The following is a 17,531-nucleotide window of genomic DNA, read 5'->3' as shown; positions in this document are numbered from 1 at the left end:
GCGGACGCGCAGGTCAGGGAAGGCGGTATATGCCGGACGGGTACGTCATGGCGGCCTGACCTATTTCAGCGGGATCACGTTCGAGCGCCCCTGAGGCCTGACCCCGGTTCCGGTTGCCGGCACGGCCTTGCTCAGCAGCGACGGCGAGACATTCCACTGATGCCCATCGTCGGTGATCACGGTAACGGTCCGGCGGTTGTAGCGCGTCAGCATGCCTTCGATAGGGCCGTGGCCATCGGCTTGGAAGCTAACCCGGTCGCCAACCCGGAACGCCAGCATCTGCGTATGGGCGCGCATCTGCTGCAGCAGGCGCAGGCGCTCCACCACCCGGCGGTTGAGGTCGATCAGGTCGGCCTCGCTCAGGCTGTCGATGTTGATCGGCATGATGTCCCCTCTGCTGGCGGGCCGGTGTCCCGAGGCGAACGACGCAGCCCGTTGCCGGGCATCCCCGACAGTCCCACTGGCAGGGTGGCGGATCGGGGGAGCAGTCCGCAATCCGCCCGCGACTGCTTCCGAAGCAGACGCTCATCACGGTTGACCCTCGCGGTCGGCCGTTGTTCCTCCCGGCCATGGCCGATCATCTCGCGCCCCTGAACCCGGAGCAGCGCGCCGCGGCGACCGCTCCGGCGCCCGTGCTGGTGCTGGCCGGCGCCGGCTCCGGCAAGACCGAGACCCTGACTCGGCGCGTCGCGGCGCTGATCGAGCGTGGCGAGGCGCCGGAGCGGCTGCTCTGCATCACCTTCACCACCAAGGCGGCAGGCGAGATGCGCGCCCGTCTCACCGCCCTGCTCGGCCCCGAGCGCGCGCCGCGCTGGGTCGGCACCTTCCACGCCGTCATGGCCCGCCTGCTGCTGGCCGAGGGCGGCGGCATCCCCGGCCTGCCGCGCGGCTTCGCCATCCTGCCGCAGGGCGAGGCACGGCGGCTGCTGGCCCGTATCGCCGGCGCGCAGGACGGCAAGGAGGCAGCGTTGCTCGCCGAGGGCGTGTCGCTGCTCAAGAACGGCCTCGCCACCGAGCCGCGCCGGCTGCCCCGCTCGATGGCGCTGGCGCGCTTCGATCCTGAGGCGCTGGCCCGCGCCGCCGCTCTGCTGCCGGCCTACCAGGCGGCGCTGGCGGAGCGGCAGGCGCTCGACCTCGACGACCTGATCGCCACCCCCGTCGCCGCCATGCGGGCCGACCCGGCCCTCGCCGCGCGCTGTTCCGGCCGCTGGGCCGAGATCCTGGTGGACGAGTACCAGGACACCAACCACGCCCAGCATGCCCTGCTGCGGCTGCTGGCCGGGACAGCAGGCCGGCTTTTCGCGGTGGGCGACGACCTGCAGGCGATCTATGGCTGGCGCGGTGCCGACGTCACCCACATCCGGCGCTTCGGCCGCGACTATCCCGCCGCCCCGGTGCCGCTGAAGCTCGAGACCAACTACCGCTCGACCCCCACCATCCTGCGCGCCGCCAACGCGGTCGCGCGGCAGGATACGGAGGCGCTGCAAAAGACCCTGCGTCCGGCCGATCCGCAGGCGGGGCCGGGGGCGGCCATTGCCATCCGCGAGGCGGACACGCCGGAGGAGGAAGGGCGCTGCGCTGTCGCCTGGGCACAGGCGCTGCGGCGCCGCCAGCCCGACCTTCCCTGGCGCGAATGCGCCGTGCTGGTGCGGGCCGGCTTTGTGGCCGAACCGATCCTTGCCGCCCTGCGCGAGGCGGGCATCCCAGCGCGACTGATGCAGGAGCGCGAGCCCGAGATGCCGCGTGAGGTGCTGGCGGCCATCGCCTGGCTGCGGCTGGCGATGAGCCGGGAGGCCGATGGCCATGTCCGGTCCTCCGGCAGCCGGGTCGAACGCTGGGATCCGGCAGCCGACGACGCCTTCCGCCGTGCCTGCGCCTTCCCCGCCCGCGGCATCGGCGCCGCGCTGTTCGGCCGCCTGCGCGCGCACGCGGCCGAGTGCGGCCTCGCCCTGGCAGCGGCCGTCGCCACCTTGCCGGCCACCCCTGCCGAGCGACAGGGGCTGGAGGCGGTGCTCGGCGTGGCGCGCGAGATCGGCGAGGGCATCGCCCGCGGCCGGCTCGGCCCGGCCGACGCGCTGCGCCTCGCCGCCGAGGCGAGCGAACTCGGCGAGCGGCTGCGCGAGGGCGGCACTGGCCGGCTGGACATGGCCTGGGAGGCGGCGCTGCGCGCGGCGGACCAGGCGGGCAGCGTCGCGGCCTACTGCGACGCCGCCGCCCTCGACGAGGCCTCCGGCGAGGTCGCCGCCGACGCCGTGCCGGTCATGACGCTGCACCGGGCCAAGGGGCTGGAGTTCGACCACGTGCTGCTGGCCGGGCTGGAGGAAGGGGTCTGGCCGCACTGGCAGGCGGAGGAACACGGCACCCTGGCCGAGGAGCGGCGGCTCTTCTACGTCGGGCTGACCCGCGCCCGGCACTCGCTGTGCCTGAGCTGGGCGCGCCATCGGCGCGAATGGGCCGGCAAGCCGTCGCGCTTCCTGGCCGAGATCCCGAACGTGCTGGTCGAGGGGGCTGGGGCAGCGGCCCCTGGCTTCAGGCGTTCCGCCCACCCTGACGTGGAATCACGCCTCAAGGCCATGCCGCCGCCAACCAGGGCCGAGGCCGATCGGCTGGTGGCCGAGTTCCGGGCCCGCAAGGCAGCCGAGGCCCGGCGGTGAGCGCGGCCTTGCCCACCCCCGGGCGGCCTCTGCTCCGGCTGCGGGTGATCGACATCGAGACCACGGGCGAGGCGCCTCCGGCCGAGGTGATCGAGTTCGGCCGGGTGGACGTGGTGCATGAGCACGGAACGTGGCGCGTCGAGCGGCCGATGGCGCGGCTCTACCGGCCGCTGCACGGCATCCCGCCCGAGACCATGGCGGTGCACCACATCACTGAGGCGGATTTCGACGTCGACACGCCGGTCTGCACCAACGAGCGGCTGCGGCTCGCGATCTGGGGTGGCGAACCGCCGAACGCGCTGGTAGCGCACAATGCCGAGTTCGAGCAGCGTTTCGTCACCACGGCGGCGACCGATGACCTGCCCTGGATCTGCACCTACAAGGTGGCGTTGCGAGCCTGGCCCGAGGCACCGAGGCACTCGAACCAGGTGCTCCGGTACTGGCGGGGCCTGCGGCTCGACCCGTCGCTCGCCATGCCGCCACACCGCGCGGGCCCGGACGCCTACGTCACGGCGAGCCTGCTGGTCGAGCTGCTCCGGACCGTGGCGGGGGAGGAGATGATCGCCTGGTCGAGGGAGCCCAGGCACCTGCCGGCTCTGCCCTTCGGCAAGCACCGCGGCCTGCCCTGGACGGCGGTGCCGCTCGACTACCTCGACTGGATGCTGCGCCAGGCCGACATGGAGGCGGATGTGATCTGGTGCGCCCGGCGGGAAATGCAGCGGCGGCAGCACGCTGCGGCCGACGCAAGCCACGATTCCCGCCCTCCTTCGTGCTAGGCTGATCCACCATGACCCTCGCGCTGCGCCAGCCCATGACCCTGCCGGAGTTCCTCGCCTGGGAGGAGCGGCAGGAACTGCGCCACGAGTTCGACGGCTTCCAACCCGTCGCCATGACCGGCGGTACGGTCGCTCACGCCATCATCCAGCGTAACCTGGCTATCTCGATCGGCGGGCGTCTGCGCGGCAAGCCCTGCGCCTTCTATGGGAGCGACCTGAAGGTCGTCACGGCAAGGACCAGTCGCTATCCCGACGGCACGGTCAGCTGCACGAAGGCGGCCAGCGACAGCATGACCGTGCCGGAGCCGGTGGTGATCTTCGAGGTGCTCAGCCGCAGCACGGCGAGCACCGACCATATCACCAAGAACCGCGAATATGCCTCGATCACCTCCGTCCAGCGCTACGTCATGCTGGAGCAGGAGCGGATCGGGGCCACGGTGTTCTCCCGTTCCGAGGCAGGTTGGAAGGGCGACGTCCTGGCCGACGATGCCATCCTCGTCATGCCCGAGATCGGCATCGAAGTACCGCTGCTCGAACTCTACGAGGGGTTGGACCTTTCCGGCTCGAATGATGAAACACCGGAAGATGTGCCAGCGCGATAATATCGGTTCTGTCAGCACTCGCGCCAAAGGGGATATGGGGCTTTGGGGTGACGTGGTTGATCTATGCAGATAGCAGGATGCCGAGTGCGGACGGTGTTCCGGCTGGCGCTGCGCCAGACCGAGGGGTTGAGCGGGTCGGTCATGGCCCGGCTCGGGCTGGACCTGCCGGTGCCGGACCACACCACTCTCAGCCGCCGGGGCGAGACGCTGGCCATGCCACGGCCTCGCCCTGGCCGCCGCCCGGTGCACCTGATCGTGGACAGCACGGGGCTGAAGCTGGGCAGCCCGGGCGAGTGGCTGGTGGAGAAGCATGGCGGCCGGACCAGGCGCGGGTGGCGCAATCTGCACATCGGGGTGGATGCCGACACCGGCCGGATCGCCACGGCGCTGCTGACGGCGCACGACGCCGATGATGCTTCGCAGATCAGGCCATTGCTTGACCAGGTGGCTTGCCCGGTCGCCTCCCTCACCGCCGATGGCGCCTACGATCAGGATAGTGTCTACGTCGAGGTCGCCGCGCAGCATCCCGCGGCGGCGGTGATCATCCCGCCCCGCGCCGACGCCGTGCCCAGCGACACCGCCAAGACGGCGCCAACCCAGCGCGACCAGCATCTGAGCAGCATCGCCCGGCATGGCCGCATGGTCTGGAAGACGCGATCGGGCTACAACTTCCGTGCCCTGGTCGAGGCCGACATCGGCAGGTTCAAGCGCGTGATCGGCGACGGGCTGCGATCGCGCACCGACGGGAGGCGGGCAACCGAGGTGGCGATCGCCATCGCCGCGCTGAACAGGATGCTCGAGCTTGGACGGCCCGACTATGTCCGCGTCACCTGATCGAAGCATCTCGCCAGCCTGCTGCGTCGGTAGTCCGGATCCGTGCAACACAGTCAAGTAGGTGCAGATCGTCGGTGACGGCCGGTCGAGAGTACCGAAAAAGGTGGCATCTCCAGAAGTGACGATGCGCATCCAGCGTGTCGGGGGCGACATCGCGGTGCCCCCGCGCCTGTCCGACCGCGTGTGGCATCCTACCCCTGCCGGACCAAAGGCGGAAATCGACATGTGCATCCAGTGCGCCGGACTGGCTGGCGGCGGCCAAGCCCGCATCCTGGATCTCCTTGACCTTCTCGAGGAGCCCGGCACCTTGCCCGCCGGGCTCGCCCTGCGGCTGGGACGGGAGATCTGGGCACTGACCCGGGGCTCCATGCCGGCTTGCGAGACCGTTGCCGCACCGGAAGTCCCCGCCCATGAATAGGCCGCCCCCCGGGACCGCCCTGATCGAGGAGCTGGCGGCGGTCTATCGCGACCTCCACGCCCATCCCGAGCTCTCCATGCAGGAGCATCGGACCGCGGAGATCGCCGCCACCTGGCTGGAGCGGCACGGCTACGAGGTCACGCGCGGCGTCGGCGGCACCGGCGTGGTCGGCCTGCTGCGCAACGGGGAGGGCAGCACGGTGCTGCTGCGTGCCGACATGGACGCCCTGCCCATCCAGGAGAGCACCGGCCTCCCCTATGCCAGCACCGCGACCGGGACCGACCGCTTCGGCGGGGCGACCGCGATCGCCCATGCCTGCGGCCACGACATGCACGTCGTCTGGCTCATGGGCGCGGCAAGGCTGCTGAGCGAGAGCCGTGATGCCTGGAACGGTACCGTCATGGCCGTCTTCCAACCGGGCGAGGAGACCGCCGCCGGTGCCCGCGCCATGCTCGCCGACGGCCTCGTGACGCGTTTCCCGAAGCCCGACGTCGCCCTCGCCCAGCATGTGGCGCCCGCGCCCGCCGGGTCGATCGGCTGGCGCGCGGGCGTCGCGATGTCCGGCGCCGACAGCTGGGAGGTGACGCTCTTCGGCCGCGGCGCGCACGGCTCCATGCCGCAGCGGAGCATCGACCCCGTGGTGATGGCCGCCTCGGCAGTCATGCGCCTGCAGGGCGTGGTCAGCCGCGAGGTCGCGATGGAGGAGAACGCCGTGGTCACGGTCGGCGCGCTGCTGGCCGGGCGGACCGAGAACGTCATCCCCGACCGGGCGCTGCTGCGGCTCAACGTCCGCGCCTTCCGCGACGAGGTGCGCGCGCGCGTGCTGGCCGCCATCCGACGCATCCTGGAGGCGGAGGCGCAGGCCTCCGGCGCGCCACGGCCACCGGATTTCGCGGTGCTCGGCCAGCATCCCGTCACGCGCAACGACCGGGCCGCGACGGAGCGCGCCATGGCCGCCATCGGCGCCCGCCTCGGCGCGGAGCGGCTGCGGGAGGTTCCGCCCGCCGCGGCCAGCGAGGATTTCGGCCTCCTCGGCGCGGCCTGGGGCGTGCCCTCGGTGATGTGGTTCGTCGGCGGCACGGACCCGGCAGTCTTCGAGGCGGCGGAGAAGGCCGGCGGGTTGGACGACCTCCCGTCCAACCACATGCCGAACTTCGCGCCGGTCATCGCGCCGACGCTCGAGGCGGGCATCGAGGCCCTGCTGGCGGCGGCCGACGCCTGGCTGGCACCGGGGACGGAGGCGGCCTGACCGCCGGCCGCTGCTTTTTCGACGCCATCCGCAGTCATGGCGACGAGGCGGCCGCGCCGCCGCTCCACCCAGGGCGCGACGACACGCAGGGCGCCACGAAAGGACCGCACCCATGCCCGACCACAACCCGATCCCGGAGCGTCGGCGGATGATCGTCGGCCTCAGCGGCGCCACCGGCGTCGCCTACGGCCTGCGCCTGCTGGAGGCGCTGCGCGAGCTAGGCATCGAGACGCATCTCGTCATGACCAAGGCCGCCGAGCGGACCCTGGCCTACGAGACCGATGTCACCACCCGCCAGGCGCGCGAGATGGCCGACCGCTGGTACCATGACGAGGATATTGGCGCCGCCATCGCCTCCGGCTCGTTCCGGACGATGGGCATGGTGGTGGCGCCCTGCTCGGTGCGCAGCCTCTCGGCCATCGCCACCGGCAACACCGACGGGCTGCTGACACGCGCCGCCGATGTCTGCCTGAAGGAGCGCCGCCGCCTCGTGCTACTGTTCCGCGAGGCGCCGCTGCATGCGGGGCACATCCGCGCCATGGCCGCGGCGACCGAGAACGGCGCCATCGTCTTCCCGCCCGTGCCCGCCTTCTACGACCGGCCGCGGAGCGTGGCCGACATCGTCGGGCACACGATCGGCCGCGTGCTCGACCTCTACGGGCTGGAGGCCGGGCTGCTGCGCCGCTGGGATGGCCGCCCGCCCCACGCCCTCGCCCCGACTGCCGCCCAGGAGGACATCGCATGCGGCCCGTGAACGACCTGCGCCACTACATCGCCCTTCTGCGCGAGCTGGGCGAGATCCAGGACATCGACGTCCCCGTGGCGCTCGACCTGGAGCTCGGCGCGATCATCCGCCGCTGCTACGAGACCGGCGCGCCCGCGCCGCTCTTCGGCGCCTATTCCGATCATCCCGGCGGCTTCCGCATCCTGGGCGCGCCGGCCGGGACCAGCCGGCAGCCCGGGATGCGCCTCGCGCGCATCGCCGTCTCGCTGGGCCTCGCCCCGCGGTCCAGCGGGCAGGACATCCTGGAGGCGGTGGTCGCCAGCCTGGACCTGCCCGGCATCCGGCCCGTCGTCGTGGATGACGCGCCCTGCTTCGAGAACGTCGCCACGGGCGAGGCGGTGGATCTCGACCGCCTGCCGGTGCCGCTGCTGCATGCGGGCGACGGCGGCCGCTATCTCAACACCTATGGCTGCATCGTCGCGCGCACGCCAGACGGCGCCTGGACCAACTGGTCCATCGCCCGGATGATGCTGGTGGACGGGCACCGGCTCTCCGGCATCGTCGCGCCGCAGCAGCATGTCGGCATGGTCGCCAGGGCCTGGGCCGACATCGGCAAGCCCATGCCCTTTGCGCTGGCGCTCGGCGTCGAGCCGGGCATCCCCTTCGTTTGCGGCATGCCGCTGCCTGCCCATGTGGACGAGGCCGACCGGCTCGGCGCGCTGCTGAACCGGCCGGTGCCGACCGTTCGTTGCCGCACCGTGGCGCTGGAGGCGCCGGCCAGCGCGGAGATCCTGATCGAAGGCCATCTGCATCTCGACGAGACCGTGCCCGAGGGGCCGATGGGCGAGTTCGCCGGCTACCTCTGGCCCGGCACGCCGGCGCCCCGACCGGTCTATCGCGTGACGGCCATCAGCCACCGGGACGACGCCATCCTGCCGGTCGTGGTCGCGGGCGAGCCGGCGGAGGAGAACCACACGGTCTGGGGCGTGATGTCGGCGGCGCAGATCCTGCACCAGCTCCGCCAAGCCGGCCTGCCCGTGACCTTCGCCTGGGCGCCGCTGGAGGCCGTGCTGCACTGGGTGGTCGTCACCGTGCCGCGCGACTGGCGGCGGCGCAGCGGCGCCGGGGACAGCGAGGAATTCTGCCGGCGCATCGGCGAGGCGGTCTTCCACAGCAAGGCCGGCGCCACGACCCCGAAAATCATCGTGCTGAACGACGACATCGACCCGACCGACCTGAAGGAGCTGGTCTGGGCCTTCGCCACGCGCTGCCACCCGACCGTCGGCAACGTTCCCTTCAACGGCGAGGATACCGCGCCGCTGATCGCCTATCTGCGCCAGGACGAGAAGCTGTCCGGCACCAGCGCGAAGATGGTCTACAACGGCCTGCCACCCGACGAATGGGGCGAGGCCCTGCCGGTGCGCGCCTCCTTCCGGCACGGCTACCCGCATGCGGTGGTCGATCGCGTGCTGAAGCGCTGGCATGAGTACGGCTTCGTCGAATGAGTCCGCGAGGAGAGGGAGGCGGCGTCACCTCGGACTCCCATGTTGTGGGCCTCGTTCCGATGCGGCATCATCCGGTCGGCCGGGCCGGAGGATGTGCGTGGCGGACCGCGAGCGGGACCTCGCCGACTGCGTCGGCGCCATCTACGAAGCCGCGATGGGGAACGGCGGATGGCTCGGGGTCGGCGACCGGCTCTGCCGGCTCTTCGACGCGCGGACCGCCGTGTTCCGGGTCGATGGCGAAGGCAGCGGGCTGCACAACCTGCTGCGGCCGACGACCGCGTCGGAGGCGCTGTACGCGGCGTATTTCCACCGGGTGGATCCGTTCCGCGCCCAGGCCCGTCGGGACTTCTCGACCGGCCGGGCCCGCCATGTCGGCACGGCCAAGCTCGGGCCCGAGATCGTGCCGGAGGACCAGTATCTCCGCAGCGAGTTCTACACCGATTTCGCGCGCCGGAACGGCATGCGCCACATGATGAGCGGCATGGTCGGCGTCCGCGTTGCGTCACCTCTCTCGCTGTATCGCGACAGCGGCGCGGAGGCCTTCGACGGCAGTGACCTTCGCCGTCTGGAGACCCTCCTGCCGCACCTGCAGCGTGCGCTGGAGCTGCAGAGGCGGCTCGGGCTCCAGGCCGAGGCCGCGTCCGTCTCGCGCACGGCGGTGGACGCACTGCCGGTGGGCCTGCTGCTGGTCGATGCCGGGCTCGGGGTGCGCTTCGCCAACGCGGCTGCCGCCGCCCATCTCGGCCGGCCGGGCGCGCCGGCCTCGCTGGCCCATGCGGGCCCGCGGCTTGACGGCGGCACCTACCTCTCGCCACGCCATCGGGACGACGCGGTCCGGCTGCGCCAGCTCGTCGCCTCCGCGACCTCCGGCGGCGTCGGCGGCTCGCTCCGGCTGCGGGCCGACGAGCCGGACGGCGACCGGCCGCCCGTGGCCGTCATGACGGTTTCGCCCGCGCCGGCCACCCTGGCCGCGGAGGCCGGCGCCGGGACGGAGCCGTTCGCCCTGATCGTCGTCCACGACGTCGCCCGCGGCGTCGCTCCCCCCGTCGGGATGCTGTGCGACGTCTTCGGACTCAGTCAGGCAGAGGCGGAGGTGGCGGTCGCGCTGGCGGGCGGCGTCAGTGCGGAGGAGGTGGCACGGCAACGGGCGGTGGCGCTCGGCACGGTGCGCAGCCAGGTCCGCGCGATCCTCGACAAGTCGGGCGCCGCCAACCTCCGAGACCTGGAACGGTCGCTCGCCACCCTGGGGGCGCTGGTGCCACAGGGGCCTGGCTGATCCCGGCAACAAGCGACCTGTCAGGGCTCGTGCCGAACGTGGCAACGGCAGAGGGAAGCTGGCTTTGCCTACGCTGCCTGCTGGATCGCAAGGGCTGCGGTAGCACGGCGGCGGTGAAGGAGACGGCGACGATCGGCGGAAACCTGCTGGCCGTGTCGGGCACGACACCAGAGGTGGTTGCGTCGTTCATCGTAGCCACGGCCGATCCATGCACCACGATCCTCACCCTCAAAAAATCGCGATGATGGACCACCATCCCCATGCCGTCAGCAGCGAGAGCGGCACGCCGATGCCGATGAGCAACGCCACGAGGTCGGGCTCCAGGTCGTGGTCCATGGCGATGATGCTGGCGCCGAGCATGGGCGGCATGGCCATCTCCAGCATCGCGACCTTGGCCACTGGATCGCCGGCCTGGCCGAGCGCAACATACATCGCCAGGATCCCCAGCGGCGCGAGGAAAAGCCGATAGCCAAGCCCGACGCCCAATGCCGTGATCCGGCCGGCAATGCGATCAAAGCGTAGCGCGAAGCCCACGGCGGCCAACGCGATCGGCGTCAGCGTGCCGGACAACTCGTCGAACAGCTGCTCCAGCCAATCCGGTCGCGCCAGATGGTCGGTGGCGAAAGCCAACAGGATGGCGAGGAAAGGCGGGAAGGTCACGACGCGCCTTGCCACCACCCGCCAGTCGAGACGCCCCGAGCTCGCGACCGCTGCGACCGCGAGACCCAGCGTGGAGAGTGCGAGGTAGGAGCCGAACAGATCAATGACGATGCCGAGGCCGACCCATTGGCTGCCGGCGAAGGCCGCGATCATCGGCAGGCCGACGAAGGATGTGTTGGACCAGCCGCCCACCAGCATCAGCGCGCCCGTCCGCTGCCGCGTCCAACCCATCGCCAGGCAAAGCGGCACGAGCAGAAGAAGGGTGAGCAGCGCGCCGATCCAGGGCGTCGCCGCGGCGAGCCACCAATTGCCGACCGGATCGAGGTCGTGCACGCTGCGGAGCGCCGCGGCTGGCAGCGCCACGTTGATGACCCAGCCGCTCAGCACCTTGGTTGAGCTGTCCGGCAGCTGCCCCAACCAGCGCAGCAGGATGCCGATGACGAGGCAGACGACGATCAGGGCGATCTGATGCAAGGGGCGCTCCTGTCAAGGCGTCGTGCGACCGATGTCGCGGTTTGTCACAGGAGCGAGGCCAGCCCACTTCCGGACGTTGATGGCACGGCGACGGATTGGGTAGCGGGTATGCCAGGGCTACCGCTCGCCATCATGAGGATCGGGAGAGGTGCAGAAAGCTTCTTCCCGGCCTTCCGCCTTCGCTGGGCGCAGGCCCACCGCCCGGTCAGAACCGGTAAGCCACGCGCGCGGTCCCGGTATGGGCGAGATAGCCGGCGGAAACATCGGCGCCGTACTGCACGGTGACGTCCCAGTGCTCGCTGGCCGTCAGCGTAACGCCGGCGGCCATCCGCCCCATGATGCCGGAAACCGGCGTGCCCGTCTGGAAGCCCGGACTTGTCGGCAGTCTTGCGAAGCGCGCCGTCGTCGCCCAGCCGTCCACGCCGACCGCGGTGATGCCCAGCCGGGCATAGGGCCGCAGCACGCCGCCATTGCTGAAGGCGAAGCGCGTCCCTACCTCGAGCATCGCCGTTGCCGCCACGGCCAGGCTGCTGTGCGAGTCCACCGTCAGGTTGAACGGGCCGACGCCGCTCTCGGTATAGCCGCCGCTCCGAACATGGGTCGCGTGCAGGTCCAGCGTCGGCTTCAGATACCAGGTCTCGAAGGGGATCTGGTAGCTCACCCGGGCGTTGATCCCGAGATGCCAGGCCGTCGGTGAGCCGCGGGCCACGCCGGACCAGTCGCCCAGGCTCATGACGCGGTTGCTCTCGTACCAGCCGTAGCCGCTGTCCAGCCCGGCCGAGAAGAGCCAGTTGCCGCGCTGGTGCTTGAGTACCGCAGCCATCAGCAGGTTGTCGCCCGTGACCCGCGAGCTGCCTTCGGCACCGGAGAAGCGACCGTATTCGTAGCCGCCCGAGAGGCCGAGGAACCAGTCGGGCCGCAACGCCCACTGGCCGCCGAACTGAATGGTTTGCGACGCCATGCTGTAGCCGAGTGCGGCGTTGCTGGTGTCCTGGGTGGCACCGTTGCCGACGACGCGGGCCCAGCTGCAAGCCTCCTCGTGCGAGACCACGCCCAGGCCCTGATAGGCCGGGCAGCTGTAGAGGTTGGTCACGAAGTTGCGACTGGCGGTCAGGCGCGCCGCCGAGACGGCGCTGACGGTCTCGCCGGAGAGGCTGTTCAGCGCGGTTCGGTAGGCCCCGGCATCGGCGATACGGGCAAGGGTGGTGAAGCCGGCGTCGAAGCGCGCGCCGTCGTCCCAGAGGCTCTGCAGGTGATCGGCAACCTGGCGCTGGTTGACGCCGAGCCCGGCCGCCTGGGCGGCGAACTGCGCCTGCGGCTGGATCAGCAGGTCGTTGCCCTGCTGCCGCGGCAGGAAGGTGTAGAGGTGCAGCCGCGTCGCGGCGAGGTTAGGGTCCACCGTCAGCCCCTCGGTCGCGGTGAGCACCGTGACGGCCCGGTTCGCCAGGCTGACCGGCCGGACCTCGATCGTGCCGCCGAGCTGCGCGCTGCCGACGATGCTGAGCGTCGAGGCCACGCCCGCCGCATGGTCGGTCGAGGTGATGATGGTGCCGGTATTGTGCAGATGGCCCGTCAGATAGGTCGTCTGCGCGGTCTGGGTCAGGTCCAGCCGGCCGGCATTATTCAGGATCCCGTTCGTCCCGAGATAGATGGAGCCGGCGGGGTTGAGATAGCCGCCGGCCAGGTTGTTGAAGGTGGAGTTGCCCAGGCTCTGCACCTGTCCCTGGACCGTCCCGGCGTTGTTGGCCGTGAACGGACCCCAGGAGACGATGGCCGAGGTCGCGCTGCCGGTCGCCTGGATCGTGCCGGCCGCCTGGACCGTCAGGTTGGCGGTGCCCATGCTGTCCATCACCAGGGCGATGCCACCCTTGCCACTCGCCCGGACGATGCCGTCGTTGACGTTGATGTCGACGTTGTTGACGCCGTTGCCGCGGCTCTGCGCGAAGATCGTCGTCGAGTTAGCGCCCAGGGATTCGACCAGCGAGTTGCCGCCGATCGTGACCGTGACGTTGCCGGTGCAGGTGCCGTCGCGGCCATGGCCGCAGAAGGCGTAGGGCTGGCCCGCGGAGAAGGTGATGCCCGTCGCCCCCGGCTGGTCGATGACGCCGCCGCCGCCGCCCAGGCTCTGGGCGAAGATCACGGGTGCGTAGGCGCCGAAGGTGGCGAGGCCGCCCTGGATGATGTCGACCGACACGTCGCCGCCCTGGCCGTAGCGGCCCGAGCCGGCGCCGGAGGCCTGCGGGGTGGTGGTGCCGGGCGTCACGAACTGCGAGTTGTTCAGCCCGCCGAACAGCCCGCCGCCGCCGCCGATGCTCTGCGCCAGGATGCCGGCCGCGCCGGCGCCATAGGTGCCGATGTTGAAACCGTTGGAGACCGTGATGCCGACCGGGCCGCCATTGCCCTGCACGACGCCGGGCGTGCCCACCAGCGTCTGCAGCGCGGAGGAGGTGGAGGGGTTGTTGCCGCCGGCCACCCAGCCGCCGCCGCCGCCGATGCTCTGCGCGAGCACGCCATGGGAGTTGATGCCAATGGTCTGCAGGTAGCCATAGGCCGCCGCGCCCTGGCCGAGCTGCACCTGGACCTGGCCGCCATTGCCGCTCGTCAGCGGATCGGTCCCGTTCGGGTTCGTGCCACCCAGGTTGAGGGCGACCGGCGTGGAGCCGGGAAGCTGGCCGCTCTGGGCCGTGCCGCCGGTGGAGGGTGTGGACAGCAGCAGCACCGCGCCGCCGCCGCCGCCGATGCTCTGCGCCACGATGCCCGGCGCGTCCCGTCCGTTCGTCTGGATGTGGTTGTTCGCCGCCGCGGGATCCAGCGTGACGCTGATCGATCCGCCATCGCCGCTTGCTCCACGGCTGCCGCCGATCTGGATCGAGGCGTTGCTGCTGGTGGCGTCCCGCAGGAGGGTCTGCACCGCGAGACCGCCGCCGCCGCCGATGCCCTGCGCCAGGATACCCGGCGAGAGATCGCCGCTGGTCTCGATGATGCCGCTGCTGGTCACGCTGACACCGAAGCTTCCCGCCCCCGAGCCGAGGCTGCCGCTGCCGCCCATGCCCTGGCTGCCGCCGACGCCGGCATTGAGGACCACGTCGCGCGTACGGTTGACGGTGAAGGAGCCGGACTGCGCCGCGCCACCCGCGCCGCCGCCGCCGCCGATGCTCTGCGCCAGGACGCCGGCCGAGGCCGGGCCGGAGGTGATGGCCGTGCCTTCGTTCACCACATTCACAGGGCCACCATCCTGTCCGCTGCCACCGGCGCCGCTCCGGCCGCCGCCGACGTTCAGGGTGAAATCGAGGTTGAAGCCGTTCTCGGCCGGGGCCGGGGCCGGCACCGCGCTGTTCGTCGTCTGGTAGCCGGTCACGAGGTCGCGCAGGTTCTCGTAGACGTTGAAGTCGCCCCACCAGCTGTTGCTGATCGAGTAGAGGCCGTCGGCACGCTGGACGACCGGGGCAGAGACGCCGAGGCCGCCGGCGAGGAAGTTGCCCGCTGCGACCTCGGGGCCGTTGCCGCTGCCGGTCGCGCCGATGCCGCCGGTGCCGCCGCCACCGCCGATGCTCTGCGCGTGGATGGCCGGCGACTGGCCGCCCAGGGTGATGATGGAGCCACTGTTGCTGGCGGAGGCATTGCCGCCGACATTGCCATTGCCACCCCGTCCGCCGACGCCGATGTTGAGGGTGAGCAATCCGCCGCTGCCATGCCCGGACGCCGCGCCGCCCGCGCCGCCGCCGCCCGAGACGCTCTGCGCCAGCATGCCGGCGGCACCGTCGCCGAAGGTGAAGATGCCGCCGCCATTGATGACGCTGGCCTGGCCGGCCGCGCCGCCGGCCCCGCCCGCGCCGCCGGTCGTCACCGTCAGGGTCAGGCCCCGGAGGTCGCCGTTCCGGAAATTGCCGGTGTTGGAGCTGGAGGCGCCGGCCACGCCGCCGCCGCCCGCGATGCTCTGCGCCGCCAGGCCGAAGGCACCCTGGCCCAGCGTCATGACGAGGCCGCTGTTGACGATCAGTGCCGAGCCCGCGGTGCCGCCCGCGCCGGCCTGGCCGCCGAGGGTGGTGGAGACGGTGATGGTGGGCGCGTCGACGGAGAGCGCCGAGCCGCCGGCCGACCCGCCCGCGCCGCCACCGCCCGAGATGCTCTGCGCCAGGATGCCGTGCGCATAGTCGCCCGTGGTCAGCACGCCGCCGGAATTGCCGATGGTGACGCTGCCCGCCTGGCCGCCGGCCGCGCCGGTGCCGCCCAGGGCCATGACGAGGTTGACGGAGGGGATGTCGCCGCTGGAGACCTGGAAGTCGTGGCTGGTGGCCGAGCCGCCCGCGCCGCCGCCGCCGGAAACGCTCTGCGCCAGGATGCCATAGGCGTGGTCGCCGAGGGTGACGATCTGGCCGGTGTTCTGGACGAAGACCGCGCCGCTCCTGCCGCCGCTGCCGCCGGCGCCGCCGATCGCGACCGAGGCGGTGATCTGCGATCCGACCATGAGCGTGCTCGCGGAGCCGCCGATGCCGCCGCCGCCGCCGAGGCTCTGCGCGGCGATGCCGTAGCTGTACGCGCCCCCGGTCTCGACGAGACCGGTGTTGTAGGCGGTCACGCCGCCGCCCGTGCCGCCCGCCCCGCCGCTGCCGCCGATGGCGAGGCCCAGGATGCTGCCGGGGCTGACGACGAAGGCATCGCCGCCACGGCCGCCGCCGCCGCCGATGCTCTGCGCCAGCAGGCCGACCGAGTTGTCGCCCTGGGTCCAGATGGCCGCGCCCGGCATCGCCGCCGTGTTCTGCCCGGCCGGCTGGCCGTTCCAGAGGTTCACCGTTCCGCCCAGGCCGGCCGCCCCGCCAGGCCCGCCGATGGCGATGGAGGTCAGCGAGCCCGAGACCCGGACCGAGCCGCCCTGCCCGCCACCGCCGCCGAGGCTCTGCGCCACGAGGCCGTCGGAGAAGCCCCCTCGGGTGAGGATGAGCGCCGTGGCCGCCGCGTTGTCGTAGGTGGAGAGGTTCACGGCGGCGCCGTCCGCGCCCGCGCCACCGAGGCCACCGCGCGCGCGGAAGAAGGCGCCGGCGGTGGAGCCGTTGCCGGCCACGCCGCCGACGCTCTGGGCCAGAATGCCGGCGGCCGAGTAGCCGCTCATGCTGATCGAGCCGCCATTACTCGTCACGCTCACCGCGCCGCCGGCGCCGGCATTGCCGCCCGCGCCCCCGGTCGACGAGCCGCCATTGGCGAGGTTGCCCTGACCGGCGACCCCGCCGAGGCTCTGCGCCAGGATCCCGGCCGAGGAGACCGAGAGCTGGCCGGTGGCGCCGCCGTCGAGCGGCGTCGTGCCACCGGTGGCCTCGCCCGACGCGCCGCGGCCCTGGATGCTGGCGCCCGCGCCGAGCCTGACCGTGATGGTGCCGCCTGCGCCGCCGTTCCCGCCGGCGCCGCCGACCGCCGAGCCCGGGCCGTCCGCTGCGGCGCCGGTGCCTCCCGTACCGCCCTGGCTGAGGATGACGACGCCCGACCCCGCCGCGTTGACCGTGCCGTTCAGGGTCACGCCCGCCGATCCGCCCGCCCCGCCGCTGCCGCCCGCGGGCCCGGCGGCCCGGTCCCAGGCCGTCTGCGCGCCCAATCCGTTGGCGTCCGGCCCGTTCCCGCCCCGGACGTCGATCGAGACCGCCGGGGTCAGCGCAGCCGCCGCGCTGTTGTCGATCGAGCCGCCCGTCTGGGTGAAGGTGACACTGCCGCCTGCCCCGCCGGCGCCGGAATCGCCGACGCGCCCGAAATTGGCGCGGTTGCCGCCCGCGCCGCCGTTGCCGCCATCGGCGCGGAGGTCCACCGGGCTGCCGGCACCCGAGACCGCTCCGGACAGGTCGAGGCCGATGCCGCCGGCCCGGCCGCCCGCGCCGCCGTTGCCGCCGTTCGACCAAGTGGCACCGGTGCCCAGGCCGGAGTCGGCGCCCCGGCCGCCGTCGCCGCCATTGGCAGTCAGGGCCGCGGGTTCCTGGAGCTGGAGGGGCGCGGCGCCGCTGCCGATCGTGCCGCCGGGATTGCCGGGAAGGCCGCCATTGCCGTTGTACTGGGGGGAGCCGCTATCACCGCTGCCGCCGCTACCCGGCGCGCCCGAGACGTCCTGTGTGAAGGCCGGCGCCGAAGCCGGTGCCATGAGCAGCGCCGGACCGGCCAGCGAGCCTAGCAGCAGGGCACGGAAGGTCTGCCGATGGGGATGCGCGGCGCCAGGATGGAGGTGCGATACGAGGGGACGGAACATGCGCGCTCTGGTCCTGTGCCACGGTGTCGGGCGACCATGTCCGGCTGATCAAGCGGCGGCACATCTCCAGAACTATCGACAGGAGGTGACAAGGCGCAGGCGCGGGAGAAATTTCCGGAGGCTCTTGTCGGCG

At 72.1% G+C, this 17,531-nt stretch carries 12 protein-coding genes; 9 read left to right on the top strand and 3 right to left on the bottom strand.

Translation table 11 applies throughout. The features are described from left to right. Positions 1 to 60: 60 nt before the first annotated feature. Positions 61 to 384, bottom strand: a complete 324-nt coding sequence (locus M0638_RS24715; protein ID WP_248669624.1) for a hypothetical protein — start codon at positions 382 to 384, stop codon at positions 61 to 63. 185 nt (positions 385 to 569) lie between these two features. On the opposite strand from M0638_RS24715, the gene M0638_RS24710 reads away from it, so the two are divergent. From M0638_RS24710 to M0638_RS24670, 9 genes are all read left to right on the top strand, one after another. Further along, on the top strand, positions 570 to 2,654 hold the full coding sequence (locus M0638_RS24710) for an ATP-dependent helicase (protein WP_248669623.1): 2,085 nt from the start codon (positions 570 to 572) through the stop codon (positions 2,652 to 2,654). Further along, positions 2,651 to 3,430 carry an exonuclease domain-containing protein gene (locus M0638_RS24705; protein ID WP_248669622.1) on the top strand — a complete coding sequence of 260 codons (780 nt, stop codon included), beginning with the start codon at positions 2,651 to 2,653 and terminating at the stop codon, positions 3,428 to 3,430. Before M0638_RS24710 ends, M0638_RS24705 begins: the two co-directional genes overlap by 4 nt. Before the next feature lie 11 nt (positions 3,431 to 3,441). After that, positions 3,442 to 4,032 carry a Uma2 family endonuclease gene (locus M0638_RS24700; protein ID WP_248669621.1) on the top strand — a complete coding sequence of 197 codons (591 nt, stop codon included), beginning with the start codon at positions 3,442 to 3,444 and terminating at the stop codon, positions 4,030 to 4,032. A gap of 84 nt (positions 4,033 to 4,116) precedes the next feature. Further along, on the top strand, positions 4,117 to 4,866 hold the full coding sequence (locus tag M0638_RS24695; protein WP_248669620.1) for an IS5 family transposase: 750 nt from the start codon (positions 4,117 to 4,119) through the stop codon (positions 4,864 to 4,866). A gap of 124 nt (positions 4,867 to 4,990) precedes the next feature. Beyond that, a complete protein-coding gene (locus M0638_RS24690) occupies positions 4,991 to 5,284 on the top strand; it encodes a hypothetical protein (RefSeq protein ID WP_248669619.1) in 294 nt (97 codons plus the stop codon). Next, the gene (locus M0638_RS24685) at positions 5,277 to 6,533 is read left to right on the top strand and encodes an amidohydrolase (protein ID WP_248669618.1); all 1,257 of its coding nucleotides are present in this window, start codon (positions 5,277 to 5,279) and stop codon (positions 6,531 to 6,533) included. The genes M0638_RS24690 and M0638_RS24685 overlap by 8 nt, the downstream gene beginning before the upstream one ends. A 112-nt stretch (positions 6,534 to 6,645) precedes the next feature. Beyond that, entirely contained in the window at positions 6,646 to 7,287 is a 642-nt protein-coding gene (locus tag M0638_RS24680; RefSeq protein WP_248669617.1) for a UbiX family flavin prenyltransferase, read from the top strand. Beyond that, positions 7,275 to 8,762 (top strand): UbiD family decarboxylase, encoded by a 1,488-nt coding sequence (locus tag M0638_RS24675; RefSeq protein WP_248669616.1) that lies wholly within the window; start codon positions 7,275 to 7,277, stop codon positions 8,760 to 8,762. The genes M0638_RS24680 and M0638_RS24675 overlap by 13 nt, the downstream gene beginning before the upstream one ends. A gap of 97 nt (positions 8,763 to 8,859) precedes the next feature. Then, on the top strand, positions 8,860 to 10,038 hold the full coding sequence (locus M0638_RS24670; protein WP_248669615.1) for a helix-turn-helix transcriptional regulator: 1,179 nt from the start codon (positions 8,860 to 8,862) through the stop codon (positions 10,036 to 10,038). Positions 10,039 to 10,266: 228 nt separating this feature from the next. Here M0638_RS24670 and M0638_RS24665 read toward each other — a convergent pair whose 3' ends face one another. Both M0638_RS24665 and M0638_RS28975 read right to left on the bottom strand, forming a co-directional pair. After that, a complete protein-coding gene (locus M0638_RS24665) occupies positions 10,267 to 11,172 on the bottom strand; it encodes an AEC family transporter (RefSeq protein WP_248669614.1) in 906 nt (301 codons plus the stop codon). Between the two features lie 205 nt (positions 11,173 to 11,377). Continuing rightward, complete coding sequence (locus M0638_RS28975; protein WP_282572274.1) at positions 11,378 to 17,398, bottom strand: autotransporter outer membrane beta-barrel domain-containing protein; 6,021 nt, start codon at positions 17,396 to 17,398, stop codon at positions 11,378 to 11,380. Positions 17,399 to 17,531: the final 133 nt, after the last annotated feature.

The sequence above is a fragment of the Roseomonas acroporae genome (assembly GCF_023223525.1).
In the GTDB taxonomy this organism is placed as follows: Bacteria; Pseudomonadota; Alphaproteobacteria; order Acetobacterales; family Acetobacteraceae; genus Roseomonas_E; species Roseomonas_E acroporae.
The sequence above is the reverse complement of the archived record's forward strand: the minus strand, read 5'-3'. Positions and strand labels throughout refer to the sequence as shown.